Below are 26,093 nucleotides of genomic sequence, written 5' to 3' on the forward strand. Positions count from 1 at the left end.
GATAGATTTATTATTTATGATTCGACTTATGTCAGACGAGCTGAATGTTGAAAATCATACGGCTTAGGCGTAGAATTGTGCCAAAGATCTGTTCAAGATCACGAGGGGGAATACGGAATGAAAACCTATAGGGAGCTTATAGCGGAACGAAGAACGTATACCGCTTCCCAAGTAACACACTCCCATTCGTATGCCCAATTAATTTTACCGTTGCAAGGCGAGCTGTCTATAGAAGCGGCTTCGGAGCATTTTCTGCTGGATGAACAGCAATTATTATACGTCCCTCCTGAATGCAAGCATACTTTTCATTCAACGATGAACAATGAATTTCTGGTGTTGGATATCCCCCCTGTTATGATTCCCTCCGACAGATTGAATCATAAAGGGATTCCATACTCTTTCAATAACAAGTGGAGAGGAATTCGTTATTTGATTTTGAATGAGCTGGACCAGCTAGCGGTACGACCTGCCCTTAAAGAGCTCTATCCTTATATTTCGCATCATTTGCTCTATGAACGACAGCCTAGATCGATCCAGTATATTCATGAGCATTACGACAAGAACATAACGGTACAACAGCTAGCCGCGCTGGAGCATTACAATCGCTCCTACTTTACGGACTGGTTTCTAAAGGAAACGGGGAAAACTCCATCGGTCTATCTACAGGAGGTCCGATTGAATAAAGCGAAGCAGCTGCTGCGTGACACCAAGCTCGGTATGCTTCAGATCGCGCTGCAAGTGGGCTTGGAACACCAATCGTCCTTAACGCGGTTGTTCAACAAAATGGAGGGAACAACTCCGAGCCATTACCGAAAAGAATATTCCATACGCGGAAAGGAGTAAAAAAAAAACCGAAATCCAGACAAGATCGACCACTCCTAGCCATTTACAATAGAATATGAACTTGACCGGATCGGCCAAGCTCCCCTTCCAACTGTGGTTTCTCTTGAATCGCAGTTATTGGGCAGCTCATTGTTAAGGAGTAATATGCATGTCGATAGCACTGGGTTTACTGTTTACACTCTTATGGTCTTCTGCAGCTATTGCCACGAAGCTTGGCTTGGAATCTACGACACCGTTAGCATTGGGGACATTCAGATTTCTTCTTGCAGGCTCGCTGCTTTTGCTTTATGTTTATGGATTTAATAAGAAATATGCTTGGCCGCGATTGAAACAATGGCCGCCATTGATCGGATTAGGCCTGCTTAATACGACAATTTATTTAGGCGCAACCTTCTGGGCGCTGAACCATGTATCGGCTGGCTTGTTTAATTTGTTCGTGGCAGCAAATCCGTTTCTCGTTGCGTTCCTGTCCTATATTTGGCTGAAACGGAGCATTTCGTTAAGTGAATGGTTAGGGATGATCGTCGCTTCAATTGGATTGTGGATCGCTACATGGCCGTCGATCGCGAGCGGTGAGGCAAGCATCGGCGGATTGATCATATTAGGAGCAGGCATGCTCTCGATGGCAGTTGGGAGCGTTTTTTTTAAAAAGGCCGACTTGAGTTTGCCGGGCATCGTTATCAATACATGGCAATTATGCATTGGCGGTATCGTTTCACTACCGATTACCTATGTTCTCGAAAATGGTCAATTTTTTGTTAGTCTTGATTTTCATCTTATTGGATCGCTGATATGGCTCGTCTTCATCATTTCGATCGGAACCATGCTGCTGTGGTTCTTATTGCTCAAGCAGGACCCGGTCAGGGCGAACAATTGGTTATTCATGACCCCCATATTCGGCTTCATCTTGGCGGCTATTTTCCTTCATGAAGCGATTACGCTGTATGATATAGCGGCGACTGTCGTTGTCGTAATCGGGTTATTCTTATCAGGCAATATGAAGAAATCACTTCATTAGTGGAATTCATTGAGTCCTTCGCATGTCTCCGGCAAATTTGCTGCACAGTCACTTACTCAACCATTTTCACGTTTACATATATAAGAAGGACGACATAGCCGATGATCAAAACAGCGATGAGACCTTGTACATATTGGAAGGAAGATACCCCAGCAGCTATGAACAGCATGCTCATGATCCCATTATATCCACCAACCAGAACGGATAGTTTATTTTTATCAGCGACCCGTTTTTCATTAAATCCTGACAGTAACCATGTCTTCTTCTTAACACCGATCAAGAATCCTAATAACAATAAAATTCCGCCTATAATTAATAAATCAGCTTTCATCTTATGTCCCCCTACTTTAAAATTTCCTTGCTATGCTTGGGATCACGTATAGCGCAATGAGCATTGTAGCAGATAGGTAAATCATCACATAATCGGCTGTCATCCACTCATTAATCATCGATTGAGATACAAGCATGAAATACATGATTAATATTGCATTCGTTACGACTAGAAATCCAAACGACCAGTATCGAATATTGATATTCACCCGTTCATCATATTCCACTTCATCGGTTTCGAATTTGTTACGTTTGAACTTAGCTAATATAACCGATAGTACAAGTACGGCTAGCAGCAGCCATTTAGCCCAACCCTCATCTAGTGTGATGATTACAATGATGGTGAATAAGGAGGGTAAGTAAGTTAATAGCTTTCTCATATTCAATCCTCCATCCAAAATAATGTATCTACAGGTGTCTTTAAATGCTTAGAAATCAATAGACAAACTTTTATTGTCGGATTATACTTTTGTGCTTCAATTAAATTCATCGTCTGTCTAGTGACCCCGACCAATGCAGCCAATTCGCCTTGCGTGAGCTCATCTTGCTCCATTCTGGCTATTTTTACACGGTTCCTTAGCACAAATTCCTTCAACTTGTTTATACAACTCCTTTCGCCAATATTGTAACATATATATGACAATTGTAAAATATATATTGCAAAAATAAAAGCAAAAAACCGCGCAGTGCGCGGCTCCTCATGCAATCATTATCTAGATTTCGGGGTATAATCGTCAGGTCGGCACCCCGTAGACAGCGGCTCTTTGCCCGGGCCGAAGATGCTCCACGGCGCTGCCTACCTCCTCGACGATTCCTACCCCGCTGTACCCAAGTGGAACGTGAGCGGCTTTGTTTCTTAGAAGCATTAACTCCGTCCCCGGACTGATTGCAGAGTATTCCGTCCGAATTCTGACTTCCATTTCCCCAAGCTTCGCGGGTTCGAAATCCTCTATAACCGGAACTCCGTCTCTTACTGCAATGCGTCTCATCCTCGAAGATCCTCCTGTCCGACCGATTGTTTCGCTTGAGCTTCCTATTGAAGAGGCAGACCCTTTACGATCGTCATTATATAACCGGGGCGCGCCAATCCTTTACGTGCGCTCTAACCGCCTGGCTTGGATTGGTTGATGGCTGACACCAGATCTTCAAGCGCATATACGAAGCCGAAGGTAAGAGACACGTTCCAAATGGCTAGCTTCTTAGCCTCTTCCCCTCTTGCTGTTTCTTTATTCTCGACAGCGGTCACCGCCTCGGGGACTACCGAGCAAAGCAGTCCATGCCGCCTCATGTCCAGCATTCCCCCTGGATTCATTAGAAGACAGGCATTGATAGCGAAGCCTGTATAGATCAAATGATTGATTCCACGATCTTTGCATAAGGCAAACAATTGACCCGAAGTGGTCACCACGCCTTCATCGGAGAGCGGCTTAACCGATTCCGGAATATCCAGCCGGGCAAATCCGGCGTTAATGTCTTCCGTATTATGATCCCCCGGGAAGGCATGCGCCTTACGAAAGGCTTGCAAGCTTGTATGAGTCTGGTCAACACTAATTTGCTCGGCCCTTGGATCCTCTTCCCCGGCCAGTTCAACCGCGTGCTTGTATCCCGGATAATCAATATAATAATCCCCGAGCGGCTCTACCACGTGGAACACGGTCATGCCGGCTTCGCGACATGCGCTTAACAGCCTTGGCAATTCCAGTTCGACAATCGCATTGGCCCGAGGTATAAATTCAACTGCCCTGTGCCAGCCGGGAAATTGCTCAGGGGACCCGAAATCCCAGGCATGCATAACAACAACAGCCGTGCGAGATAGATTCAACTCCAACTCATCCTTGCACCACCCTATGTAGCCTTCACCGGGGTATTCAAGCTGATCATCCGCGTCATACTGTTTGTAATAGCCTGTTTTCACCTTCATTTTCAATGCGATTCCCCCCTATTATCCTTTTTTCATTCAAACATTATTGATGGTTGTTCCGGAAAAATTATGATATACTTCATACAGGCTTTGAGGTAACATGTATCGCACCTGTAACCTTAATGTTAGAGGTCCATTCCAGTTATGTCAATCTATTTTATTTACATGATTTCACAATTAGGCATTAAATCATAGATGCCCATTCACTGCTTTCCGAAGATAGGAAGCGTGCATGGGTTTATGTGCTTGTTTTTCTTAGAGGAATAGGAGGCACTTTATGCGAAGAGAAAACGAGTTTCTATACACCAAATTGTACAAAACCCTAAAGGAGCAAATCTGCAATGGACATATTCAACCAGGCGAATACTTGTTGCCCGAAAATGAGTTAAGCAGCCACTACGGCATTAGCCGTAAATCGGTACGCCACGCACTGTCCTTGCTGCAAAATGACGGACTGGTCATTAAGCGCGCCGGTCTTGGCACGATGGTTCCGGAAGAACTGATCATCGAGAAATCCGAACCCCAAACGCTGCGAATTTTGACGCCCTCGCCAGCTTTCTTTGTTGATCGGGGACTGCCTGTTTTCATGGAGGCCTTCAAGAACAAGCATCCTCACATCGATATCCAAGTGCTTGGTCTCCCGGCAGATAAGTTTTGGGAGTCTTTCCGCTCCAGCAACGAAATGGGGTTAATTGCAGACCTTGTGCTTGTACCTGATATAAAATTCTCGGAATTAAGCTGCTCTACCGATTTCGTCGATATAGCTCCGTTCGTCACAGATTTGACCGATACCATATATCCCAAGATCATGCGTCACTTCAGAAGTGACGGTAAGATGTTAGCTGCACCGTTCACCTTTTCTTCCGTGTTTTTTGCCTGCAATCCTGATCTATTCGAGCAGCAAGGTATTCCGGTACCGATAAATCGCTGGAGCTTCGACGAATTCGTTGCAGCCGCCGAGCGACTCACCCTGGCACAGGACGGCATGACGACGCAGTTCGGTTTTTCCATGCATCCTGTTGCTAATCGCTGGCTGTCCTTGGCAGTGATGAACGGTTTTACGCCGGGTGACACCGCCAACCATAAGCATGTTCTTACCCACACCCTGTCGGTCATTCAGGACTTGTTTTTTCGCAAACGTATCGCTACCACGTTTCCTGAGATGGTGTGGCCCAGAACTCCGTTTATCCAAGGGAAATCTGCATTGGTCCTGACCACGACATTTGAGATGGCTAACTGGCAAAACGAGGACATGAACTTTATCCCGCAAGTGATTCCGCTGCCGTTCGACGATGGTTGCGCAACATTGCTATTGGCCAATGCTTTTATGGTACCGGCTACCAGTCAAAACGTGCAGTTGGCCGTATCGTTTATCCGAACTGCGCTGGAAGATGCTGCGCAGCGGGAATTGACCGATAAAACGCTGTTTCTTTCCGTTAAGGAACCGATTAATGCCAGCGCGAAAAAGCGCTCTTATTTGCACTCCCTAAATATTGCCAACAATCAAATCGACAACAATTTCTTTATAGACGAATTATTCGACGATGACATCCGGAATGAGCTTGAAGAAGAGATGAGTATGTTTTGGCTCGGGCTTGAGCCCCCTGCGTCTATTGTGGCTGCATGTGAAAGGTTAGTTCTGGAGTCTGAGCAAAAATAACGTTCTGCATCAGCGTTATTGACGGTGTGAAAGCCGAAGGTGTGGAAATACCTTCGGCAACACAGCCAGTCTGAGGAGGTGGATTACCGCGTTTGGGTCGCTTAGGGTTTCGTCCTGGAAGCAATGAAATGCGGTCTTGGTTTACTAGCGGAGAATGGATTCTGAAGTCTATTATCGACACTATTAAATACAAAGAAAGCATTGCTGCGCGGAAAGGGTGAAATGTTACTATTTGATCCGTGGATTAAATTACAATCAAACAATAGAACCGATCCCGCTTTCCCAACCGGCATTTCTATACCGCTTTGGTTCACGAGTGTTGTAAGACTCTCTTGATCCGGTACACCGTACTCTTGACGGCGCAGAGAATTCTTATAGTGATCATCGGGCGTCTGTCCGACACAACTGACGAATACCCGATGGGATCCAGGTATTACCATTAGTGCCCCGTTGAATAACGTATTATCTTCAAGAGCTATCGAACAGCTTAATGCTCGCATTCTTGGCATTCCATCCTCAGCATGCCATGTTTCGAAGTCGGAATGCCAATAGAATTCTTTACCTGTAAATCCAGGTTTGAAGTTCACTCTTGACTGGTGTACATATACTTCACTCCCAATTATTTGCTTAATCACGGCTTGTAGTCGTGGATGTGCTGCAAGGTCTTGGAAGAAGCGATTGCTCTCATGAACAGCGAATACGGATCGCACTTCATCTCCGCCAGGTTCAAGAATAACTTCAGGAATCTTAGCTGTTCTGCTTGCGGACAGCAGGCGCTGGGTCTCGAATTTGAATTGTTCAACCTCATCCGCAGCGAAGAAATGATCTAAGAATAAGAAGCCGTTCTCCTCATAATAAGCAAGATGCGACAAATCGATTTCATTCTGATTTAAATTATGGTTATATACAACAGGATCTTTGCGTTCTGTAATGGTCGGATAAGCGAGCTTCCTGGTAGGATATTGATCTATCATCTGGGACATCTATTCACACTCTCCTTATCATTATGACGTTGTATCAGCCTTATAAGCCCCATCTTCATCATGAACTTCACGTCCGCTGCAAGCCGGATTGAACACACACACCATTCTCATATCTGTCGTTCCTCTCAACCAATGCTTCTCATGACCATTCAACACATACATCATGCCTGCACGGATTGGAAACTTTTCCCGAGTTTCGATAAGCTCAATTTCCCCTACTCCTTCAATGCAATAGACCGCTTCTACATGATGCTTATACCAAATCATCGTTTCAGTACCTGCTTTAATTCGTGTATCATGGAGGGAAAATCCGACATTATCCTCCTTAAGCAATAGTCTCCTACTATTCCACGTAGGCGTGTCGACATCATAATCCGTCCCAATTCGTTCTTCTAAATATCTTACAATCATGCTGTTGCCTCCCTATTGGACTATTGTTGAGCAATGAGTAAATTAGCCTCGTTGGCGATATCGTGTATACATTCCTTAAGAATTTGAAGCCCTGATTCAAGACCTGCCCTTTCGATCGTCAATGGAGGCATGATCTTAATGACTTCGCTATCCGTTCCCGAGGTTTCCAAGATCAGTCCCCGCTGAAAGGCTAGAATGGATATCCGCTCTGCAATACCAGGTTCGAAAGCTATGCCTTGCATGAGACCTCTTCCTCTAATTTCGCCTTTAAGTTCAGGTACTTGGATCACAATTTCTTCTAATACATCGCGGACGAGTACGGCTTTGGCTTCAATCTCATAGGAGAAACTTGGCCTCTCCCAATAATCCAACGCAGCTGTCGCCGTGATAAACGCTAAGTTATTGCCCCGGAAGGTACCGTTATGCTCGCCGGGTTCCCACAGATCAAGCTCGGGCTTCATTAATGTAAGGGCCATAGGAAGTCCATAACCGCCAATTGATTTGGACATGCATACAATATCAGGAATAATCCCGCAGCGCTCGAAGCTAAAGAAAGATCCGGTTCGGCCACATCCCATCTGCACGTCGTCAACAATGAGCAGCATCCCATAGGTTTTGCATAGATCCGCTAAGCCGCTTAGCCATTCGTTAGAAGCAGTATTAATGCCTCCTTCACCTTGAAGCGTCTCAACAATCACTGCAGCTGGAAGCGATATGCCGCTTCCGCTGTCATTCAGGAAGCTTTCAATGTAATCAAGCGAATTCACATCCTTCCCCATATAGCCGTCATAGGGCATGGATAACGTATGGTTCAAGGGAACGCCGGCTCCACTTCGCTTGAATTTATTCCCCGTGACAGCCAGTGCGCCTAAAGTCATGCCGTGAAATGCATTCGTGAAGCTCATTATGGTCTGGCGGCCTGTCGCTTTACGAGCTAGCTTCAAGGCGCTTTCTACGGAGTTAGTCCCTGTAGGTCCGGGGAACATTATTTTATAATTCATGCCCCGTGGTTTCAGGATGACATCGTTGAAGCGTGTAAGAAAACTTTCTTTCGCCTCCGTTGCCATATCCAAGCTATGTGATATCCCGTCCATTGTAAGGTATTCAATCAGCTTCTTTTTCATTTCCGGTGGATTATGTCCATAATTCAATGCACCTGCTCCGGCAAAAAAATCGATATAGGCTTTGCCTTCCATATCCCATAATTGATAGCCCGAGGCACGTTGGAATTTCGTAGGGAACGAACGGCAGTAGCTTCTAACATTCGACTCCAGATTCTCAAATACGTGCAGATCGTTACGCTTCTGTATGAACTCATTCATCATTTGAAAATACCTCCTTCACGTAGTCATCTTCCTTCAAAGGACCAATTCGGTATAAATCTTCGCGTTCGTGTTTTCCTTCCGGAAAACACTTCTCTTCGAATCCAGATGATATCTTGATGGCACTACCCTTAGATGATGCCCATCCTGTGAACAAGCGTAGTGATGAACGATTAGAAGGTGAGATTGTTGCCTCGAGATACCGGATTTCCCGTTGGCGAGAAATGTCGTCAAGGAGTGTCCGGGCAATCCCTTTTCCTTGATATCGCTTGTCAACTGCAATCTGCCAGATGAACAATGTATCCGGATGTGATGGCTGTTGAAATCCAATCACCATCCCCACGAGGTACCCTGATGAGGGATCCACGGCAACCCTGCAGCTCTCCGAGAACCAACGGGTCATGGCTAGATAGTAATAAGGAGAGTTAAGGTCCAGTTTCCCGCTATCTCGAACCAATCTCCATATCTCCGCGCCATCTGAGACTTCGGGCAGACGATACTGAACGGCTAAACGATTCCGATCGACAGCTCGATTCATTCTGTACCTGCCGCGATCCGAGTATCTGCCTGGAGCTCGGACTGCCCCTTTAAGAAGCGGGACAAGAAGGATTGTAATCTTGGACTCTCCGGATTTTCAAATATATCCTTTGGCGTTCCTTGCTCAACGATGAGGCCTCCATCTGTGAACAAGATACGATCTGCGACATCGCGGGCAAAATCCATTTCATGTGTGATCAGTATCATCGCCATGTCTCCTTCGGAAGCAATCCCCTTGATGACATCCAGCACCTCACCGACCAATTCTGGATCAAGAGCGGAGGTTACCTCGTCAAACAGCATGATTTGAGGCTGCATAACCAATGCTCTTGCGATCGCAACCCGCTGTTTCTGTCCACCGGACAATTGTGCGGGATAGTGCTGTGTATGTTCCTTCAACCCTACACGCTCCAAGATTTCTAAAGCTCGTTGGTTCGCTTCGGACTTGGGCATCTTGAGCACATGCACCAACGCTTCAGTAACGTTCCGTAGTATCGTCATGTGGGGAAACAGATTAAAGTGTTGAAAAACCATTCCAATCTTGCTGCGTACCCGGTGCAAATGCTTTTCATTGGCAGCTACCCAATTCCCTTTGCGCTGCATATGCCATAACATCTCACCGCCAACCTCGATGGTTCCTGAGGTCGGTTCTTCCAAGGTCATGAGCAGTCGTGCTATTGTCGTTTTTCCGGAACCGCTGGGTCCGATCAGCGCGATCTTCTCCCCTGGAAGAATATCCAAATCCAATTCCTTAAGAACGATGTGATCCCCGAAAGATTTCGTAATGTTTCGGTATCGAACAATCGGTTCATTCTCATCCATTCTCTGAATAATCTGACTCATCTAGCAAGACCTCTCCTTTCGCTTCGCTTCATACGTCGCTCCAGGGCACGAACAAGAAGTGCGGATGGATAACTGAGTATAAAGAAGATCACGCCGACCAAAGTAAACGCTTCGACATACTTGAACGACGCTGACCCCACAACCTTCGCCGTCATAAGCAATTCCACTACAGTAATGGCCGATAATGTGGGCGTTTCTTTAAACATGACAATCAAATAATTGCCCATTACGGGAATTGTCGGAGGGATAGATTGTGGAAGCATGATACGCGTCCACGTCCGAGCCTTACTGAAATTAAGGGCGATGCTTGCCTCCCATTGTCCACGCGGAATCGCATCGATGCCGGATCTGTATACTTCGGACAAGTAGGTACTGTAATGGATGCCCAAGCCAATTATGCCCGCTAAGAAAGGCGATAAGGTGATACCGAAGCTTTGCGGCAGTACAAAGACCAGCACGAACAATTGAATGAGCAGCGGTGTGCTTCGAATGAATTCCGTAACGGCCGTCACCGGAATGGATATCCATTTCATTCGAGATCTTTTTGCAAGCGCAAGTGGCAAGCCAAGCAGACAAGCTATAATAAAGCCTGCGAACGTTGCAGCTAAGGTCGTTGGGATCACTTCCAGCAGCTTCGGCAAGATTGATCTTGCATATTGCCAATCCCACATTCGCTATCCCCTCCCTGCGGCGGCTTTGCGTTCAGCGAACCGAATAAGTAATGTTAGTGCATAGGCGGTTACAAAATATAGAATCAATATCCATGCAAAAATGGCAGGCGTCCGGGAAATATCGAAGGAACGCAATGTTATTCCCTGGTAGGTCACGTCCATCAATGTAATGAGATAGACGAGCGATGTCCCCTTCAACAGTTCGATCTGCAAATTTCCGAACCCGGGCAGCATCATTGCCCAGGCTTGAGGCAAGATAATCCTTCTCATCCGTTGATAGGGAGTCATATTCAGAGCGATCGAAGCTTCGACTTGCCCTTTAGGAACGGCTAGAATTGAACTCCTTACCACTTCAGAGCCATATGCCCCATAATTCAAACCAAGAGCAAGTACAGCAGCAGTCATCGCGGATAACCGAATATCCAAGAGCATAGGCAGTGCGAAGTAGATCCAGAATAATTGTACGAGCAATGAAGTTCCGCGAAAGATTTCAACATATGCTGCGACAATGCTTCGCAATATCCGAGAATGCGATAATCGTCCAATTCCCGCAAGGAAAGAAAAACAAAGAGCAAGAATGATGCTATACAGCGTTAAGAGCAATGTGATTTTTAATCCTTTCAGCAAGGGCGGTAACAGATCCAGTGCCAGCCAATCCATTATTTCAACAGTTCCTCAGTCGTCATATCACCGGGGAGCTCTTGCTCCGTAAATCCGAATGTCTCTAGAATCTTGAGCAGTTCACCGGACTCCTTAAGCTTCTCTAGCTCAGCATTGAACGCCTCGCGGAACTCATCGTCGTCTTTGCGAAATACGGCTGCCCCATAGCCTCTAACGCTAGCACCATCGATGACCGGTTGTTCGAAATCCATAACCCGCTCTAAATTATCATCCTTCGCAGACTCCAGCATTGACTGAAGTGAGGGTCCTGTCATGGTGATCGTGTCTGCGCGTCCGGACTGCAAAGCAGAGATGGCAGAGGGCTGATCCGGGACAGAAAGGATCTGTGAATCGGGTATGCCGACACTCTTCAAGTAATCGACCTCGATTGCGCCAACCATGACGGCAACCTTAGCTTTAGAATTGGCTTTGATGTCTTCATAGCTATGTAAGTTTAATGGATTCCCTTTCTTCACTGCTATGGCTTCGCCAATACTGTATTCTGGATTGGCAAAAGCGACTTCCTTCGCGCGCTCCGGGGTGATAAACATACCCGCTGTAATCATGTCATAACGCTGTGCTTTGAGCCCAGGGATCAGTGAACCGAATTCAGTAAGTACGCCATCCATTTGTTCAATTCCTAGATTAGATAAGATCTTGCGCGAGATCTCGACAGCTTCACCCGTCAGCTTGCCATCCGGTGTAGCATAGGCATAGGGTCGTTCATTGGCAAACCCAACCGAGATAAATCCTTCACTTTGTGCTTTAGCCAGTGTCGTTTCCGTCGCAGCGGGTTCCTTCGGGCTGTTACCTTCGCCCGCGTTTTCCCCTTCTGTACTGCATCCGATTAAGATGCCGAACAATATCACGCAAATTCCTGCGTACAACCACTTCTTCATTTTTCCGTTCCCCCTTCAGTTATTGGTTTTGAACACGTTAATGATCATAACATGAGTACGCAGGAGGGCTCACCCTTGATATAAGCGCCTCACGTATGCTCAGTTCTACTCAGCAAGGATACGGGGGGCTGACCGGACTCATCCAGCTTTTTCCTCCCTTATCCTCCCGAATACTACCCTATACAATATGGCGTAATTCCGCTTCCTATTAAGTAAACAAGAGATAACCAAAGATATTATTATTTTTTATTATTGAATTGGTCGTTTATCAGCTAATTTCAACATAAATCGCCATATTTCACGGAACGCAAATAAGCGACCCCGTGGGCTCGCTTATTTAATCCTATTAATCATGGCTTGTTTAACTAAAGGCTGCTCTCTATTCTCTTGCCTTTTCTAAAAGCTCTAGGCACATCAGCCATAGCGTTAACGGAGACAACCGCGTTCGTCTTTTTCACAGGCTGTACCCAGTATTCCTCATTCCCCGGCAGGTCATCGAACCATGCTGCTTGATCGGGGCAATCCAAGATCATAAATCGGCCATAGTGATTATCTCGCGACTGGTGGTATTTCAGATAAGCTTTGCCATTCTCGATTGCAAGAATCTCAATTTTTCCTGATGTATGACTCATTGACAACCGAACCCGTTTACCTAAACCCGATGTTCGTGCCTTAGCTTGTTCTACAAGTTCGTACACTTCTCTTAGAGGCAGTACGAATGCGTTGTTGCCGGCGACAGGCCTGTTAACAAAGAAATAATACGGGGTAACCCCTGCTTCAGACAGCTTATCAAGGAGCTCCCCGAGTATTTGCGGATCGTCATTGATTCCCCGGAGTACTGGCGTCTGGTTCACCAGAATTACCCCCGCTTGCTGCAAAGCTTTGAATCCTCGAATGGCTTCCGGTGTTATCTCGCGTGGGTGATTGATATGTGCCATGACATAAATTCTTTTGTCCGGTGTTGAATAGGTTTGAAGCAGCTCTAATAATGCTTCATCCTCATAGATCCTCATCGGATTAAACACGGGCATCTTCGAGCCTAGTCGAATGATCTTCACATGTTCGATGGCTCTCAATCGTTCCAGGATCGTTCTCAGCTTCGCGGTACCGAGGATTAGGCTGTCCCCTCCGGTCAGCAGCACGTTGCTGATTTCCGGATGCTCCGCAATATACTGTAATCCTGGTTCAATATCCGACACGGCTTCTTTGACGTCGTTGCGAAACAGCCGTTTGCGAAAACAATACCGGCAATAGGCGCCGCATACCTCCGAGACGATAAGCAGAGCGGTCGTACTATACTTATGTTGACATCCTGGAACGACATAATTCGTATCTTCGTCCGAAGCATCCCAGCGCCCGTACTCCCCAAGTTCATCCTCATTTGGGATAACGAGCTTACGAATCGGATCATCAGGATCTGTCCAATCAATTAAACTCAAATAATAATCGTTCACACGAAAAACGAACTTATCCGTGATCTGCTTTAATTTTTCCCGATCCTTCTCCGGAATGTAAGTCAATTTGCTGATATCCGTTATGTATTTCGGTTGTGGCATACGACTCCTCCTCTTCGAACAGTTTTTTTGACAACAAAAAAAGACCCAATAACACGGGTCAAGCGACATGCAGAGTTTAATGATCTCCACAAATGACCCATCTAAGGCGCTGACGAGGTTAGCTGACGGACTCGGGATAGATGGTTCCCTACGATCCTCATGGATCGATTCGCCCCGTATAGTTGGGTCCCCCGCTTTCCGAATTCCGGAAATTAAGCAGTACGATATGCAATTGAAGAATGCAGAAAGTCAATTGAATTATTTAAACTATAACAGATCTCAGGCCATCTGACAACTTCGTAATCACGTACAAGTTGTTTGTTAAATTATAGTAAATCAGTTTCGTTTTCATATGGGCTTTTACGGGGCCGAAAATAAGGCATTAAAAAAGCAGACAAGGAATTTCCTTGCTGCTTCATTGATTTTATTTTATATACGAGGTTTATTAATAAATTGCCCCGTTATTTCAAAAATTTTCTCATCTCCGACAACAACCAGGATGTCTCCTTCTCTTAGCACAACATGCGGTCCTGGAGAGATCGAGACATGCGTTCCCCGGCGCAGCGCGATTATGGTAGCCCCTGTATTTTGCCAAAATTGAAGATTGCCAATCGTCTGCCCAACGACATGGGAGTCAGGTGAAATCTTCAGATCAATAGGATTATATGGCTTTAGATTTTGTAACCGGTCAGAAGCTTCAATAATCTCCGTGAGGAGTGATTCGAACTTCTGGTCTATGACTTGTTTTTCATGAAGTAAGAGCTGCAAATTTTGTTTAAGGGAATAAACCGATTTCAAATAATCGTTTTTCGTTATATACTCGTAAGCGTTGTGACTGGATTGGATGGTGATTTCTTTGCCCTGAGAGACAGACACAATATTCTCTTCTTTTAACAACCCCATGGCCTTGCGTATGGTTTCAGGAGAAACATGGTACTGGCCCGCCAAGAGTGAGCGTCCGGATATCTTGCTGGACTCTGGAAATTCCCCGCTTACGATTCTTTGAGCAATATCAAGAGCGATCGATTTATAGCCTGCCTTTTCTGTATCGGGTATCAATTTGTCTTTCCCCTTATCATGTGAATTTACAATTTTGCAAGACCATCATACGTCTTTCAAAATAGGATGTAAACCCTTGTAAGCGTGTATTCTTACGCAGCTCCTTGAAAGATATTGGAGAGCGAACCACCGATACTTCCGGCAATATCTTCCTTAATAAATTACCCTTCGAACTTGACTTTCAAAACGCATTCGAAATGGATGAGTTCTGCCGCGCACGACATTTGTTAGAATTCATGCCTCTTTCATCAACAAAAGCAGTCATCCTGAGTAGAGAATGACCGCTTTTCCGATAAAATGAACTGCCTTGGCGCCTATTGAAAAGGTCGAAACCATTCGTTTGTTCATACAAAAGGTGCCTTTACTTGATCACTTAATAATTCGCTATAGGCAATCACTTTGCGAAACGTATTCCCCATCATTTCTTTACTGCGATAATCCCGCAATTCATCTAAATTAAAATTTGCTATAAAAATACCTTCTGTCATCGTATCCGCTTCTACAATCGTGTTATCGACCGGTTTACCTTCATGGTCCCACGTTATGGGACTGAACGCACAGGAGCATCCCGCATTTTCTCCGGGAGGATTGGCCATGGCAACACCAACCATATTCTCATAGGCTCTGGTTGAGAGTGCTTGTAATCGGGGCTTCATGGCTTCGCAATCATTAGGAACCAAAATCAGTTCTGCCCCCTTTAGCATAAGTATTCTAGCGCTTTCAGGGTATTCCCGATCGTAACAAATCATGATTCCAAGCATTATGCCGTCAAAGTCGCATACTTTAAATTCAGTACCGGACTCAAGCAATCGCTCTGTACCAAAGTCACAGGTATGTACTTTACTGTACTTCAATACAATGTTGCCGTTTCTGTCGATGACGAATGCCGAATTTTGCGGACGATTGACCCCTTTTGTAAAACCTGTAATGACCACTCCAATGGATAATTCCTTCGCTATCTCCTGAAAGGCTTGTATCGATTCACTCTTCTCATCTAAAGCGGCCTCATACCAAGCTTTGAAGTCTGGATGATCCTCGATCTCATTTGACGGCAGGTTCGTTTCAACGATATCGGGAAACGCATAGGCTGTAATCCAGCATTCGGGAAATAATACGATATCCGCTCCGAGCGTGCTGGCTTCTCGGACAAATCGAAGTCCAATCTCCGTATTTAATGCTTGATCAGGCATTCTACAATTGTATTGTACAATCGCAACGGTAAAGGTTTTCATCCGCAACACCTCTCATCATTTATTATTCATTATAATGAACACCAGTGCCATTCGGCTGCTTCCACTGGCGATAATCAAATTATACGACAGGATAGCTTTTGCGAAGTGGTAGAGAACGATAAAAGCTAAACTGTCATCAGGAACGGAGGCAAATAACACAATTCATGGCCATCACCGGCATTCTTTTACAAAAAAAGCACTCCATATAATGGAGTGCCTCTTAATCGGACGATATTTAAAAGATTGCATGAACCTATTACTCGTTATTGTCCAGCCATTGAAAATGGAAGCTTCCCTCTTTATCTAGACGTTGGAATGTATGTGCACCAAAATAATCCCTTTGCGCCTGAAGTAAGTTAGCTGGCAGCCTCTCTGTCCGATAGCTGTCATAATAAGCCAACGCAGAAGCAAATGCAGGAACCGGAATGCCTCTGGATATGGCAATCGTGATAACTTTTCTCCAAGCTTCCTGGTAGCTATCCACGATCCCGCCGAAGTATTCGTCCAAGAACAGGTTGTTCAGAGCCGGATTCCGGTCATAGGCATCCTTAATATTTTGCAGGAATCTTGCACGGATAATGCATCCACCGCGGAAAATCATCGCTATGCTGCCGTAGTTCAAATCCCAGTTGTACGCGTCGGAAGCTGCTCTCATCTGAGCAAAGCCTTGCGCGTAAGATGCAATTTTACTCGTATACAGAGCTTTGCGGACTGCCTCGATGAATTCTTGAGGATCGCCGTCGTAGCTGGTTGCCGCAGGACCTTTCAGCTGCTTGCTAGCGGTGACGCGTTCTTCCTTCATCGCGGAGATGAACCGTGAAAATACCGATTCTGTAATGATGGACAAGGGAACGCCTAAATCCAATGCACTTTGGCTCGTCCATTTGCCCGTTCCTTTTTGCCCTGCCGAATCGAGAATCACATCTACCATCGGTTTGCCCGTATCTGGATCGGTCTTCTTGAAAATATCTGCCGTAATCTCGATCAAATAGCTGTCCAGCTCGCCGTTATTCCACTCGGTGAAAATATCATGCAGCTGGCTGGTGTTCAAATTCAGTACATCCTTGAGCAAATGATACGCCTCACCGATGAGCTGCATATCCCCGTATTCGATTCCATTGTGGACCATTTTGACATAATGTCCAGCGCCGTCTGCACCAATGTAAGTCGAACAAGGATCGCCGTTCACTTTGGCCGATATGGCGGTCAGGATCGGCTCCACGAGCTCGTACGCGTCCTTTTGCCCGCCTGGCATAATTGCAGGGCCGTTCAATGCCCCCTCTTCGCCGCCAGAAACGCCTGCGCCGATGAAGCGGAAGCCCTGGGCTTGAAGATCTTTGTTTCTGCGCTGCGTATCAGGGAAATAGGCGTTTCCACCGTCGATCAGAATATCACCTTGATCCAGGTATGGCACAAGCTGATTAATCGTATCGTCCGTAGGTTGGCCCGCTTTGACCATGATGAGGATTTTGCGCGGCGTCTCCAGGGATTGAACGAACTCCTCGACGCTGTAAGTGCCAACGAAATCCTTCCCCTGTGCTTCTGCTAACAGTTCATCTGTTTTCGCAGCCGAACGATTATATACCGCTACCGAGAATCCTTTGCTTTCGATATTCAAGGCCAGGTTCTTTCCCATAACGGCCAGTCCGACTACGCCAATTTGTTGTTTCTTCACAGCATGCTGCCTCCCTGTCATTACTTTGCAGTATCCGATAAACGTTTCAAGAGCTCCGCTTTTTGCACTTCAAACCCAGGCTTGCCAAGCAAGGCGAACATATTAACCTTGTATGCTTCTACGCCAGGCTGGTCGAATGGATTTACCCCAAGCAGCAAGCCGCTGATTCCACAAGCTTTCTCGAAGAAATAAACCATTTCGCCGTACGTATATTCATTGAGCTCATCCAGTTCAATGATTAGATTGGGAACGCCCCCATCGACATGGGCAAGACGCGTGCCTTCGGCTGCCTTCTTGTTCACTTCATCCATCGTCATTCCCGCGACAAAATTCAGACCGTCCAGGTTGCCGGCATCCTCTTGAATGGTGAACTCGACCTTTGCCTTCTTCACCGATAGCACCGTCTCAATCAGATCGCGCCGGCCTTCTTGCACATATTGTCCCATGGAATGCAGGTCGGTCGTGAAATCGACGGATGCTGGATATAGTCCCTTCTGGTCTTTCCCTTCGCTCTCGCCGAACAGCTGTTTCCACCACTCTGAAACATAATGCAGCGACGGCTCGAAATTAGCCAGCAGCTCAATGCTTTTCCCTTTGCGATAAAGAGCGTTGCGAACTGCCGCGTACTGGTAGCTTTCATTGGAAGCGAGGTCGGAATTATTGTATTTCTGCGCGGCGGCAGCTGCGCCTTCCATCATTCGATCGATGTTGAGTCCGGCAGTCGCAATCGGAAGAAGCCCTACCGCTGTTAGAACGGAATAACGTCCGCCTACATCGTCCGGAATAACGAAGGTTTCGTAGCCCTCTTCATCGGCCAGCTTCTTGAGTGCACCCTTCGACTGATCGGTTGTCGCAAAGATCCGTTTGCGGGCTTCCTCTTTCCCGTATTTCTTCTCCATATAATCGCGCAGAATACGGAATGCGATGGCCGGCTCCGTCGTCGTTCCCGACTTGGAGATCACATTCAATGAAATATCTTTGCCTTCCAGCAGCTCCAGCAGATGCGTGATATAGGTTGAACTGATGTTTTGACCGGCAAAATAGACTTCGGTGTTGCCCTTCATTTGGTTATGGAATGTGTGGGACAGCGCTTCAATCGCCGACCTTGCACCCAGATAAGAACCGCCGATTCCTATCACGACCAGAGCATCGGTATGGCTGCGAATTCGCTTCGCCGCGTCTTTAATTCTCGCAAACTCTTCCTGATCATATTCGAGGGGCAGATTCACCCAGCCTAAATAATCGGATCCAGGCCCTTGCTTCTCATGAAGCATCCGGTGAGCCACATTCACGAACTCGCTTAGATGATCGATTTCATGCTGCTGGATAAACGATAGCGCATTGGAATAATCGAATGAAATTGTCATTAGAATGTCACTCCTTTTCAATCATGTTGGGAACATGCAGCTTATAGCTGTGTTGTTTTTTTCCAATCGGCCGCGAATTTATCCATGCCTTGATCCGTTAGTGGATGCTTGGAAATCTGTTCGATGACGGAGAAAGGAATCGTTGCGATATGAGCGCCGGCCATGGCAACGCGCGTCACGTGATCCGGATGGCGGACAGATGCCGCGATGATTTGCGCATCCAGGTTATGCGTACGGAACATTTCAGCGATTTTCGTGACGAGCAGAACGCCGTCTTCCGAAATATCATCCAAGCGGCCCAGGAACGGGGAAACATAAGTTGCGCCTGCGCGGGCAGCCAAGAGTGCTTGGTTCACGGTGAAGATCAGCGTTACGTTTGTTTTTACGCCTTTCTTCGTCAGGTAACGGCATGCTTCCAAGCCTGCCAGCGTCATCGGAAGCTTAATGGTAATGTTGGGGTCGTTGTTGTTGATCTTGATGAGCTCATTCGCTTGGGCAATCATGTCTTCAGCTGTTTCGGCATCCGGCGTTACTTCAGCCGATACGGATTCAACCTCAGGCACTTCGCGTAAAATTTCAGCGATGCGATCTTCGAATTTCACGCCTTCCTTGGCAACCAAGGATGGGTTTGTCGTTACACCGGACAAGACACCGATTTTATATGCCTTTTTGATATCCGTCAGATTTGCTGTGTCGATAAAGAATTTCATTTGTAATTCCTCCGTTTGATATGGTTTTTTATTTAAGGACATTCTAATTATACATGGGCTTTGGATTATATTCTCTGTTGACTATAATAATTGTTTGGTTAAACGAACGACATTATCCACAGAGAAGCCAAAGTGTTCCATGACCTCCGTGCCCGGTCCAGAAGCACCGAATGTATCAATGGACAAAACCTTGCCGCTTGGACCCGTGTAACGATCCCAGCCGAGTGAAATACCGGCTTCAATTGCTAAGCGCTTCGTGACGGAAGCGGGCAATACCGACTGCTTATACGCTTCGGGTTGACGGTCGAAGAGCTCGCGGCTCGGCATGGCGACAACGCGTACGGAGATTTGTTCCTTCTCGAGCTCAGCCTTGGCGTTTACCGCCAGGGAAACTTCGGATCCGGTACCGATCAGAATCACATCGGGCTGGCTGTTGGTTTCCGTCAGAACGTAGGCTCCCTTGGCTACCGCCTCCACATTGCCTTTGGTTGCTTCATAGATCGGCAGGTTCTGTCTGCTCAGCACGAGTGCTACCGGACCTTCATTTTGCTGCAGGGCATAGGCCCAGGCGTTTGCCGTTTCATTGGCATCGGTAGGACGTATAACCGTAAGTCCCGGAATGGTTCGCAGCGCTGCCAGATGCTCGACCGGCTCATGCGTAGGTCCATCTTCGCCAACAGCTACAGAATCATGGGTAAACACATACGTCACAGGCAGTTTCTGAATAGCTGCCAGTCTAATCGACGGACGCAGATAATCACTGAAGACGAAGAACGTGCTTACGAATGGTTTTACGCCCCCGTGGAGCGCCATTCCGTTACCTGCTGCGCCCATTGCATGCTCACGGACGCCGAAGTAGATATTGCGTCCTGCGTAGGATTCTACGGCGAATACCTGCTCGCCGCTAATATCCGTCATCGTGGAATGGGACAAGTCCGCGCTGCCCCCGAAGATCGAAGGAACCAATTGAACGTAATGATTGATCGCTTGACCGCTGGCTACGCGCGTTGAAATTGTCTTGGAAGAATCGAAGGTAAGAATGTCCGCGGCATCAATCACGACGGAGCCTTCAATGACTTGCTCCAGTTCCGCACCAAGTGCGGGATGCTGTGCTTTATAGGAAGCGATCAAGTGGTTCCACGATGCTTCTTGTGCCGCGCCCGCTTGTTGAAGCTGCGCAAAATGAGCTTTGACTTCTTCCGGAACCGTGAACTCTTCCTCATGTGTCCAGCCATAAACTTTTTTTGTTGCCTTGGCTTCTTCTTTGCCCAGCGGAACGCCATGCACTTTATTCGTTCCCGCTGCTTTGCTTCCGTAACCGATAATGGTCCGGACTTCGATAATTGTCGGCTGCGTATCATTGTGTTTAGCCGCTTCGATCGCTTTGGCAATTTGCTCTATATCGTTGCCATCTTCAACACGCAAATAGTGCCAATTTGCGGATTCCGCTCGCTTCTGTATGTTCTCACCGAAGGAAAGATGGAGTTCTCCATCCAAGGAGATGTCGTTGGAATCGTACAAGACAACTAATTTGCCCAGTTTCATATGTCCTGCCATGGACATGGCCTCATAAGAGATCCCTTCCATCAAGCAGCCATCTCCGACAAGCGCATACGTGTAGTGATCGACGACCGGGAATCCGCTTTGGTTGAATTTCGAAGCCAGATGCGCTTCAGCCATCGCCATGCCTACCGCCATTGCAATTCCTTGTCCGAGAGGACCGGTCGTCGCATCTACTCCATCGGTATGGCCGAATTCAGGATGACCCGGCGTTCGGCTATTCAGCTTGCGGAATTGCTTCAAATCTTCTATTGAAACGTTATAGCCGGACAAATGCAGAAGACTGTAAAGCAATGCCGAACCATGGCCGGCGGACAATACGAAACGATCGCGGTTGAACCATTTTGAATGGCCCGGATTATGATTGAGATGTTTGCCCCACAGGGCATAAGCCATTGGCGCAGCTCCCATCGGCAGCCCCGGATGTCCGGAATTGGCGGCATTAATGGCATCGATCGATAACGTACGGATCGTATCGACGGACAGTTGATCAACGGTTTGTGTAATAGGCATATCGTTCTCCTTTTATAGATTCGATGGTTTGTTCCGGCTTGTCATCGAACCACCAATGAAAGCCGTCCTTCGCCAGCAGCTCATCGGACTCGGCTGGCCCGTAAGTGCCGGCTTCATAGCGATGAAGAGGAACCAGGTTTTCTTCGTAGGCATCCAAGATCGGCTGTACCCACTGCCATGACAATTCGACTTCGTCCCAATGCGCGAAGAATGTCGAGTCTCCGTGCAAGGCGTCGCCAATCAAATTCTCGTAAGCCTCAGGCACGTTGTCTCCCCTCTCATGAAAGTCGATATGAATAGGTCTGAACTCTCTTTGCTGCTGAGGATCTCTGGTATTGAATTGCAGTGAAATGCCTTCGTTGGGATTGATTTCGAATACGATAAGATTAGGTGTCAGATCCTCATCGTTTGACTGGGCTTGCACGAACGGTTCTTTGAATTCGATCACGATCCGCGTTGATTTATCCTTCATTCGTTTGCCTGTGCGGATGTAGAAAGGGACGTCCCGCCAAGCATCATTGGCAATTTGCAGCTTGGCTGCGATGAATGTGTCGTTCTGAGAGTTTGCAGCAATATTGGGCTCCGAAGTGTAACCGACAACCGATTTACCTTGGATTGTTCCTGCTCCGTACTGGCCGCGGACAACATGGGATCGGACATCCTCTTTATTCAGCGCCTCCAGGGAATCCATCACCTGTTTCTTGTTGAAACGGACATTCTCGGACGTACTGTTGTTCGGGAGCTGGATCGTTAGCATCATGAGCAATTGCAGCATATGGTTCTGGAACATGTCTCTTAGGGCTCCGACATGATCGTAATAGCCAGCCCGTTCTTCAACACCGACGATCTCGTTCGCCGTTATTTGAACGTTCGCCATGCTGTGGTTCCCCCACAAGGCCTGTAGGACCGGATGGCTCTGCTGCAGAACCTCAAGCTTCTGTACCATCGGCTTGCCGAGATAATGATCGATTCGAAATATCTCTTCTTCCGTAAATGCTTTGCTCAGATTTCGGTTCAAATCGCGAGCGGATTGCAAATCATGACCGAAAGGCTTCTCGATCACCAGACGCTTCCAGCCGTTCGCGGAGCCAAGTCCGCTTTCTTGGATGTTGGCAGCGATCGTTTCAAAAAATTCAGGACCTACGGACAAATAAAACAAGCGATTCGGCTCCATGCGAAGCTCTGCTTCCTGCTGTTCAATAAGCTTGAGCAGCTTCAGGTAATCTTCTTTGCGGCCCACATCGAGCACACTATAGCGGAATGCACGCACGAAGTTTTTCAATACAACCGGATCCTTCGCTTCGCGCCGGGAAAACATGCGGAGCGATTGCTCGACATTGGCTTGAAAGGTTTCATCGGACAGCTCTCTTCTTCCAAGGCCGATCACCGAGAAGGATTGGGGCAGCTTCTGATCGACGTACAGATTATAGAGGGCAGGGTAAATCTTTCTTTTGGCTAAATCCCCTGTCGCTCCAAACAACACAAACGTGGTTGCCTCCATTATTTTCACCTTCCAGCAGGGTTTCTTTGTTAGCTCTGGTTTCTATTTCTTAAATCCACTATAATACGAATAACACCTATACAAGTAATTAGTATATTTAACAGGAGCTATAGACCACGTCTATGATCAATTACGAACTATACAAGGTATTCTACTGGGCCGCGAAGACGGGAAGCTTGTCTAAGGCCGCCAAATCGTTGTACATCACTCAGCCAAGCGTCAGTCATGCCATCAAGCAGCTGGAAGACAGCTTCGGCATTACCTTGTTTTACCGGAATTCCAAAGGCGTTGCCTTAACGCAGGAAGGCGTCACCCTATATTCCTATATCGAGAAGTCTCAGATTCTAATCTCGCTGGCGGAAGAAAAGATGGCCGCGCTTAAAAATCTGGACAGCGGCGAGCTGCGGATTGGCGGCAGCGACTCGTTATTCAAGCACTATTTGCTTCCCTACCTGGAGAGTTATCGTCAGAAGCATCCCGGAATCAAGCTGCACCTGAATCATGGGACGACGCCGGAAACGATCGCCTTCTTGAAAGAAGGCAAGATCGATCTGGGCGTCGTACGGATGCCCATCGTCGATTCCCAGCTTGAAGTGATGAAGGGGATTGAACTGCAGGATTGCTTTGTTGCGGGGGCTCATTTTGCGGAGCTGAAGGACAAAGTGCTTTCATTGGAGCTGCTGCTTCAGTATCCCATCATCCTATTCTCGCGCAATAGCCGGGTACGGATGGCCATCACGGAACTATTTCAAAGCTATGGTTATCAGATCAAGCCTGAGATTGAAGTCGGTAGCGTGGATCTTCTCATCGAATTCGCGCGGAAAGGCCTCGGAATTTCCTACATTACGAAAGAATTCATTTCCAAGGAACTCGAGGAAGGCTCCCTCTTCGAAATTAATTTAGATATTAAGATGCCCCCTTCTCAAGTGGGCTTCATGATTATGCGCAATATGCCGCTATCCCATGCGGCCAGTAAGTTTATTGAGTTCGTGAAGAATACCGATGAGATTTAAATCAGCGATGTTTTTTCAAATTATCCATCTAAGCAAAGAAGGCAGCCGATATCGTTCGGCTGCCTTTCCTGCTTTCTGGTTCTTGATACCCTTGTCTATCATTGACCGGCCATCTGCTAATTACTTCGAGATATCATCCGAGTTCCACATCCTGCCTACTATTGCGCTTATTTCTTGTAGCACAGGGTCACTCTTTTTATCCTTATGATATCCAAAATGCAGATCAATCTGGAGATCGATGCCGCCCCAGATCTGCAGGATGTTTTCATTAGCAAACCGCTTGGCTGCTGGCTCCGCAAGCAGTGAACAACCCACTTCTCCTTGAACCAATTTGAATAAAATCTTCGCTTTCTGTCTTTGGTTTGAATTCTTCTTATTCGATGCTGCTTGTCTTCGTATGTATGTATTTTATCAATGACTATGGGCGGTTCATTGATCATTGTAGCCATATTTCTTTTCATTTCGAACGATTAGAAATGGCAGATTAAATGATACTTTATTTTCAGCATTATTTCGCGGCCCTTCGTCCTATTCAAAGCACATATCAATACGCATCTTTTTCCATTTTATCCTTGATCTCTTTTAGCGTTTCATCCATGCTTCTAACTGTTTTCAACATCGCCATCTGATTCCCGAGTATACTTGCAAAGACAACAAATACGATGACTAAGAAAACCACATCCACTTTACCGCCTCCCATAATGGTCTATTGCTTTACAAAGTGCTTAGCATGCACTCCACCTTGGATATCCCCTTGATTTTACCATTCCTAGCTATGCGTTACGATATTAATTAAGTGAATCAAGGAATTCATAATAATGATGCAAAATGCCACAGCGGTATGCAGCAAAAAGCATCCACAGCCCGGTTGAAACCGGTTGGGATGCTTTTCTTTATGCCGCGCTTACATGTGCTTCAACAGGTCTATGTTTGGTTCTAATATAAAGGTATTAGTCCCAATACTGCACTTGCGCGGAACCGCTAAAGCTTTCCTTCACATACAATTCCGCCTTCTTGTTGTCACCGTCGATTGCTCCGGAGATTCCCCTGTAGATCAGAGTGTCGCCGGTATACAAATAAAAGTAACTGTACCCGTTAGGATCCGTAATAATGTCGTCCGCATTATTAGGATCGTATTCCCGCAATTGATACCAGGCGCCGCCGCTTGGACCGGATACGACCTTGTACTTAAAGTCTCCCCCGCCGGAATGTACATAGTTGGACGGATTCTCGCTGGAAGAAGTGGAGCGCTGCCCCAAATAATCCCACTCTCCTGCTCCCATCGGAGTGACGACATCTCCGTTCGCGCGTACGACAGATACGCTTGCAGCGGTTTTCTCGGCTCCATCTTTACCGGATGCCGATGCCGTTGAAAACGGAATGGCGAGCGCAAGGGTTAATGCCAAAAACAACGTACGTCTCCTCTTCACCTTCATTTCGTGCGAATTTTTCATTTCCTTTCTACCTCCTAAATATTACATATTTTTAAAGCAAGGTTAATGTAACACACTAATAATGTCGAAGTAACCTATAAATTGTCGAATTATGTTAGTTTACATAAAATAGAACTTATGGCTTATAAGCTATTCCGGAGTAGCTCTGATACCAATAAAAAATGAGGTTAACCAGATTCAACTGGTCAACCTCATCCATAATAGCGGTATTAAATAGCTGCAGCTCATTCATCCAATTTCAAGTAAGCCCTTACATAAAGATGAGTCTATCTCCCAATGAATGAATTTATAGTGACTGACCACCGTTTCGCGCGGCCTTGGAGTCTACTTATGTCCAGCATTCATGATAGTGCCA

General features: G+C 46.6%; 27 protein-coding genes and 1 riboswitch. Of the genes, 4 read left to right on the top strand and 23 right to left on the bottom strand.

Annotated features, from left to right (window positions below; all coding sequences use genetic code 11):
• The first annotated feature begins 117 nt into the window (after positions 1-117).
• On the top strand, positions 118-843 hold the full coding sequence (locus NNL21_RS29240; protein ID WP_204821828.1) for a helix-turn-helix transcriptional regulator: 726 nt from the start codon (positions 118-120) through the stop codon (positions 841-843).
• A gap of 148 nt (positions 844-991) precedes the next feature.
• Complete coding sequence (locus tag NNL21_RS29245) at positions 992-1,861, top strand: DMT family transporter (RefSeq protein WP_204821829.1); 870 nt, start codon at positions 992-994, stop codon at positions 1,859-1,861.
• A 52-nt stretch (positions 1,862-1,913) separates the two neighbouring features.
• On the opposite strand, the gene NNL21_RS29250 is transcribed toward NNL21_RS29245, so the two are convergent.
• The 5 genes from NNL21_RS29250 to NNL21_RS29270 form a co-directional block, all read right to left on the bottom strand.
• A complete protein-coding gene (locus NNL21_RS29250; RefSeq protein WP_204821830.1) occupies positions 1,914-2,192 on the bottom strand; it encodes a DUF3784 domain-containing protein in 279 nt (92 codons plus the stop codon).
• 16 nt (positions 2,193-2,208) lie between these two features.
• Entirely contained in the window at positions 2,209-2,571 is a 363-nt protein-coding gene (locus NNL21_RS29255) for a hypothetical protein (RefSeq protein ID WP_204821831.1), read from the bottom strand.
• Positions 2,572-2,573: 2 nt separating this feature from the next.
• On the bottom strand, positions 2,574-2,786 hold the full coding sequence (locus tag NNL21_RS29260; protein ID WP_256555564.1) for a helix-turn-helix transcriptional regulator: 213 nt from the start codon (positions 2,784-2,786) through the stop codon (positions 2,574-2,576).
• A 139-nt stretch (positions 2,787-2,925) separates the two neighbouring features.
• Positions 2,926-3,180, bottom strand: a complete 255-nt coding sequence (locus NNL21_RS29265; RefSeq protein WP_204821832.1) for an alcohol dehydrogenase catalytic domain-containing protein — start codon at positions 3,178-3,180, stop codon at positions 2,926-2,928.
• 113 nt (positions 3,181-3,293) lie between these two features.
• Complete coding sequence (locus tag NNL21_RS29270; protein ID WP_204821834.1) at positions 3,294-4,118, bottom strand: isochorismatase family protein; 825 nt, start codon at positions 4,116-4,118, stop codon at positions 3,294-3,296.
• Positions 4,119-4,389: 271 nt separating this feature from the next.
• Between NNL21_RS29270 and NNL21_RS29275 the strand changes: the two genes are divergently transcribed.
• Positions 4,390-5,772 (top strand): extracellular solute-binding protein, encoded by a 1,383-nt coding sequence (locus NNL21_RS29275; RefSeq protein WP_204821836.1) that lies wholly within the window; start codon positions 4,390-4,392, stop codon positions 5,770-5,772.
• A 101-nt stretch (positions 5,773-5,873) separates the two neighbouring features.
• On the opposite strand, the gene thpD is transcribed toward NNL21_RS29275, so the two are convergent.
• The 16 genes from thpD to zwf form a co-directional block, all read right to left on the bottom strand.
• On the bottom strand, positions 5,874-6,755 hold the full coding sequence (gene thpD, locus NNL21_RS29280) for an ectoine hydroxylase (protein ID WP_305881011.1): 882 nt from the start codon (positions 6,753-6,755) through the stop codon (positions 5,874-5,876).
• 21 nt (positions 6,756-6,776) lie between these two features.
• Positions 6,777-7,166, bottom strand: a complete 390-nt coding sequence (locus NNL21_RS29285) for an ectoine synthase (RefSeq protein WP_204821838.1) — start codon at positions 7,164-7,166, stop codon at positions 6,777-6,779.
• Positions 7,167-7,186: 20 nt separating this feature from the next.
• Positions 7,187-8,488 (bottom strand): diaminobutyrate--2-oxoglutarate transaminase, encoded by a 1,302-nt coding sequence (ectB, locus tag NNL21_RS29290; RefSeq protein ID WP_204821917.1) that lies wholly within the window; start codon positions 8,486-8,488, stop codon positions 7,187-7,189.
• Positions 8,481-9,026, bottom strand: a complete 546-nt coding sequence (ectA, locus tag NNL21_RS29295) for a diaminobutyrate acetyltransferase (protein ID WP_204821840.1) — start codon at positions 9,024-9,026, stop codon at positions 8,481-8,483. Before ectA ends, ectB begins: the two co-directional genes overlap by 8 nt.
• Entirely contained in the window at positions 9,023-9,868 is an 846-nt protein-coding gene (gene ehuA, locus NNL21_RS29300; RefSeq protein WP_305881012.1) for an ectoine/hydroxyectoine ABC transporter ATP-binding protein EhuA, read from the bottom strand. Before ehuA ends, ectA begins: the two co-directional genes overlap by 4 nt.
• Positions 9,865-10,539 carry an ectoine/hydroxyectoine ABC transporter permease subunit EhuD gene (ehuD, locus tag NNL21_RS29305; RefSeq protein WP_204821842.1) on the bottom strand — a complete coding sequence of 225 codons (675 nt, stop codon included), beginning with the start codon at positions 10,537-10,539 and terminating at the stop codon, positions 9,865-9,867. Before ehuD ends, ehuA begins: the two co-directional genes overlap by 4 nt.
• A 3-nt stretch (positions 10,540-10,542) precedes the next feature.
• The gene (ehuC, locus tag NNL21_RS29310) at positions 10,543-11,199 is read right to left on the bottom strand and encodes an ectoine/hydroxyectoine ABC transporter permease subunit EhuC (protein ID WP_204821844.1); all 657 of its coding nucleotides are present in this window, start codon (positions 11,197-11,199) and stop codon (positions 10,543-10,545) included.
• A complete protein-coding gene (ehuB, locus tag NNL21_RS29315) occupies positions 11,199-12,098 on the bottom strand; it encodes an ectoine/hydroxyectoine ABC transporter substrate-binding protein EhuB (RefSeq protein WP_204821846.1) in 900 nt (299 codons plus the stop codon). Before ehuB ends, ehuC begins: the two co-directional genes overlap by 1 nt.
• A gap of 365 nt (positions 12,099-12,463) precedes the next feature.
• Positions 12,464-13,654 (bottom strand): KamA family radical SAM protein, encoded by a 1,191-nt coding sequence (locus NNL21_RS29320; RefSeq protein WP_204821848.1) that lies wholly within the window; start codon positions 13,652-13,654, stop codon positions 12,464-12,466.
• A gap of 92 nt (positions 13,655-13,746) precedes the next feature.
• A riboswitch (cyclic di-AMP (ydaO/yuaA leader) is annotated at positions 13,747-13,883 on the bottom strand.
• A 200-nt stretch (positions 13,884-14,083) separates the two neighbouring features.
• Positions 14,084-14,713, bottom strand: a complete 630-nt coding sequence (locus NNL21_RS29325) for a GntR family transcriptional regulator (protein WP_256555565.1) — start codon at positions 14,711-14,713, stop codon at positions 14,084-14,086.
• Between the two features lie 344 nt (positions 14,714-15,057).
• On the bottom strand, positions 15,058-15,945 hold the full coding sequence (locus NNL21_RS29330) for a carbon-nitrogen hydrolase family protein (protein WP_204821850.1): 888 nt from the start codon (positions 15,943-15,945) through the stop codon (positions 15,058-15,060).
• Positions 15,946-16,201: 256 nt separating this feature from the next.
• Positions 16,202-17,620 carry an NADP-dependent phosphogluconate dehydrogenase gene (gene gnd, locus NNL21_RS29335; RefSeq protein ID WP_204821851.1) on the bottom strand — a complete coding sequence of 473 codons (1,419 nt, stop codon included), beginning with the start codon at positions 17,618-17,620 and terminating at the stop codon, positions 16,202-16,204.
• 20 nt (positions 17,621-17,640) lie between these two features.
• Positions 17,641-18,987 carry a glucose-6-phosphate isomerase gene (locus NNL21_RS29340; RefSeq protein ID WP_204821852.1) on the bottom strand — a complete coding sequence of 449 codons (1,347 nt, stop codon included), beginning with the start codon at positions 18,985-18,987 and terminating at the stop codon, positions 17,641-17,643.
• Between the two features lie 41 nt (positions 18,988-19,028).
• Entirely contained in the window at positions 19,029-19,697 is a 669-nt protein-coding gene (fsa, locus tag NNL21_RS29345; protein ID WP_204821853.1) for a fructose-6-phosphate aldolase, read from the bottom strand.
• A gap of 81 nt (positions 19,698-19,778) precedes the next feature.
• Complete coding sequence (gene tkt, locus NNL21_RS29350; RefSeq protein WP_204821920.1) at positions 19,779-21,764, bottom strand: transketolase; 1,986 nt, start codon at positions 21,762-21,764, stop codon at positions 19,779-19,781.
• Positions 21,748-23,271, bottom strand: coding sequence for a glucose-6-phosphate dehydrogenase (gene zwf, locus NNL21_RS29355; RefSeq protein ID WP_204821854.1), 1,524 nt, complete (start codon positions 23,269-23,271; stop codon positions 21,748-21,750). The genes tkt and zwf overlap by 17 nt, the downstream gene beginning before the upstream one ends.
• A gap of 122 nt (positions 23,272-23,393) precedes the next feature.
• On the opposite strand from zwf, the gene NNL21_RS29360 reads away from it, so the two are divergent.
• On the top strand, positions 23,394-24,284 hold the full coding sequence (locus NNL21_RS29360; RefSeq protein WP_204821855.1) for a LysR family transcriptional regulator: 891 nt from the start codon (positions 23,394-23,396) through the stop codon (positions 24,282-24,284).
• 544 nt (positions 24,285-24,828) lie between these two features.
• Here NNL21_RS29360 and NNL21_RS29365 read toward each other — a convergent pair.
• A complete protein-coding gene (locus tag NNL21_RS29365) occupies positions 24,829-24,969 on the bottom strand; it encodes a hypothetical protein (RefSeq protein WP_204821856.1) in 141 nt (46 codons plus the stop codon).
• A gap of 265 nt (positions 24,970-25,234) precedes the next feature.
• Positions 25,235-25,738 (bottom strand): YndA family protein, encoded by a 504-nt coding sequence (locus NNL21_RS29370; RefSeq protein WP_204821858.1) that lies wholly within the window; start codon positions 25,736-25,738, stop codon positions 25,235-25,237.
• Positions 25,739-26,093 lie beyond the last annotated feature (355 nt).

The sequence above is a fragment of the Paenibacillus mendelii genome (genome assembly GCF_024498075.1).
Classification (GTDB): Bacteria; Bacillota; Bacilli; order Paenibacillales; family Paenibacillaceae; genus Paenibacillus_Z; species Paenibacillus_Z mendelii.